This is a genomic window from Neobacillus drentensis, from assembly GCF_036966985.1.
Taxonomy (GTDB): Bacteria; Bacillota; Bacilli; order Bacillales; family Cytobacillaceae; genus Neobacillus; species Neobacillus drentensis_E.
Genome location: NZ_JBALSN010000489.1, coordinates 1 through 220 on the forward strand (window position 1 = coordinate 1; position 220 = coordinate 220).

Genomic DNA, 220 nt, shown 5'->3' on the forward strand with positions numbered 1-220 from the left:
CTTCTTCTGTCCTTTTTTTGTTGCTGAAACGAACAAAATTCTAATTTATCATTATTAAACCCTACATTAGCATTTAGCCATGTAAAAAGTGAAGATCATCAAAAACTTCCTTAATGGCTTTTTATATTTTTTATCTACTGATTAGGGAAACAACGAATTAATAAAATAAGGAGGGCAAGAATTGTAATCGGATGGGACAGACCTTTTAAAAATTGGCTGT